A 2,636-nucleotide genomic window follows, 5' to 3' on the forward strand; every position below is an offset into this window, starting at 1 on the left:
TAAAGTTCGCGCAATGAGTGATTATGTTAAGTGGATATGGTTGAATGGTGAGCATCAAAATTAAAAGGAATGGGCTGTGGATAAGCAATCTTTAGAAAACGTTTTTCTACAGTCTCGTTAGAGGCGCAGGTAATAATGGATAGAGAATCTCCGTCAGCCAGCCCAGCATGCGCCCTTTGGCTATCCTATGCTGTTGGCGTCCCGGTGGGTACTTTGTCAGTTGCTCTATTTTTGGCTCTCTTTAGGTCTAGCTCAATTGCTACGTCTCTGAATTTTTTATTAGATATCTTCCCTGTGACGATGTTTGCATATATCTTCGCTGGACTAACTTTGATCGTGTACGCTTTCCCTATTATGTGGATTGCTAACTATTTTAGAATGGTATCGCCTTTAACGTCTGTCGTTACGGGCTTGGTTCCCGGGGTTGGCGCATTGATGTTGTATGGCCTGAACTCTATATACGCATGGCTGACGCTCACAATAGGTCTATCGATCGCAGCTATTTTCTCTGGAATGCTTGGTTGCACACGTCGGGCGCTCTAACAATCCAAGGCAGCGGACATATTTTGCTTCGCTGCGCTCAAAACGCAAAATATGCCGCTGCTTAGGGGCGTTACGTTCTTCACAGGTATCTGTGAATCGTTTATAAGTTAATCAGGCAGTAGATTTTGGCATCTTAGTTGGTGTCAGGCAGGAAGTTCGGTAAACTGCCTAAACATTGTGAAAACGTGGTGCCACTGGAAGGCGCTGGATCCATCAAATCCCTTCCGTTCGCTCTTTTCAGAGCCCGCACAGCTTTTCATCCAATTTATAATTTCAGCCCCGCACACGGATTCAGTGGCAGGCAAAGGGCGTACTCCGTAGATATGTTGGTGCTAAACGTAACAAGCAAAAGCACGCGGAAAATCCAACGCTATGCGCCGGATTTCCGGTGTTTTGGGCGTTAGTTTTTTAAGGATATAAATGGGAATTGCAGAAAATATAAAAGTAGAAGTCAAGCAGCCAGTAAACTTGGTTGCTAGTGTCGTAACTATTTTAAATTTTGGCTGGTCACTTTTTGCTTTCAAAGAAATTGGTGGTGTTCCAGATAAAGGTGTTCCCATTGGCAGTATCGAGATAGGGCTCATTGTATCTTGTACTCTTGAGGCCTGTCTGGCGGCAGCATTTGGGTGGCTAATTGTTCTAGCCTCAAGTAAGGGTAGAGGCTTACCGTTTTTGCTCTCCATTGCTGTCATGCTCGTGTCAGCATGGACGTCATTATTCAATATTCAGTGGCTTATTTTAGGGCGGGCACCCGAAACAGGAGCCGATGTGGCTTGGCTAGGCGTAATTGGGGCTGTATTTTGTGGGTTTGCTCTATATCTCATTGATGATCACGTTGATAAATTTAAAATCAAATTCAGCAGCGTTAATGATTTCGTTCATTCCATAAATGAAGGGGGTAGCCTCTACATATGGCAAGCACTAAGTTTTGCTGTAATGTATGGTGTTATCTGGGCTAACTCACCTTATGCAATGCAAAACTAACAAGGCAATTAAAAACCGCCCACAAAAAGCGTGGGCTGGACTCGCTAACGCTCGCCTTTTATTGCGGCGTTATAGGGCTCTACAAATTTTTAACTTGTTGCAGATTTAAGCAGCAATTTACTGCCACTAGCAGGCAGTTCAGCATCAGGGAATGTGCTGTCATCAACAATACAGATCTGTTCCTGATGCCCCGGCGAAAATCGCAGTAAGCGGCACGTCACTGACAACAATGTGGTGTGCCACTAAGGAAAATATGGGACAGGCACTCCTAAAAAGATCTTCAAACATCCTGCTGCACACATCGAAGCTTGCATCAGGATTCCTCAAATTAATCAGATCGACTGGATCCACCACTTAAAACACGTCAAAAACCCATATTTTTGATACAGAAACCCATCGGCCTGAACCGGTGGGTCAATATGCCAGGAGTGCTGGGGTCATCTAGGCCGATTTTCGAAATCGTCGATGCACGATCTGTTCAAAGTGCTGGCTGTTGGTCAGCCAATGCTCAGCGGGAATGTTGAATCGTTTAAGAATGGTAGGCAGGTGTTCGGGGATCGCACCCCGTTTGTCATCGCGTACGGCACGACCTGTCCAATCCACCAGTTGCAGGTAATCACTCAGTGAATAGGCAATGCCCGTTTGGCAGGTTGAACGGATAGTATCTTCAAAGGACAAGAGTGGCTTGATCGGTAGGTTAAATTCGTTGGCTAATGCCTGATCCCTAATGGCGCTCTCCAGAGTAATCACAGGGTTGATACGTTCCCGAATGCTGGTGTGCTCAGAGGTCTCCGGTGTTTTGGCCATTCCCGCGCGGATGGGGTTGAGATCCACATACGCCATACACGACAGTAAGGCTTCGTCGGTGAGCAATGCCTGGGATTTAAAACGGGATTCCCAAAAGTGACCCGTGCAATTGTCCTCGGCATTGGCGAGTCGGGCAATGGGTTCGTTAAGGCACTTCATGAACCAGCTTAGGTTTTGAAGTCGCTGTCGCCAGACGTTGATGATTTGTGAAACGGCTTCTTTTTCCACCTTGGACAGGGCCTCGCCGTTGTAATAACGCTGGATCAGCAAAGGGCCTTTATAGAGAGTCAACCAGCGATCCA

At 46.4% G+C, this 2,636-nt stretch carries 2 protein-coding genes; one reads left to right on the forward strand and one right to left on the reverse strand.

Annotation, left to right across the window (positions count from 1 at the left end):
* Positions 1-963: 963 nt before the first annotated feature.
* Positions 964-1,527, forward strand: coding sequence for a hypothetical protein (locus tag G8770_RS23735; protein WP_208022482.1), 564 nt, complete (start codon positions 964-966; stop codon positions 1,525-1,527).
* Between the two features lie 441 nt (positions 1,528-1,968).
* Here G8770_RS23735 and G8770_RS23740 read toward each other — a convergent pair.
* The coding region (locus G8770_RS23740; protein ID WP_167192535.1) for a transposase at positions 1,969-2,636 on the reverse strand (668 nt) is incomplete at its 5' end.

Origin of the sequence: Pseudomaricurvus hydrocarbonicus (assembly GCF_011602365.1) — a bacterium.
GTDB lineage: Bacteria > Pseudomonadota > Gammaproteobacteria > Pseudomonadales > Cellvibrionaceae > Pseudomaricurvus > Pseudomaricurvus hydrocarbonicus.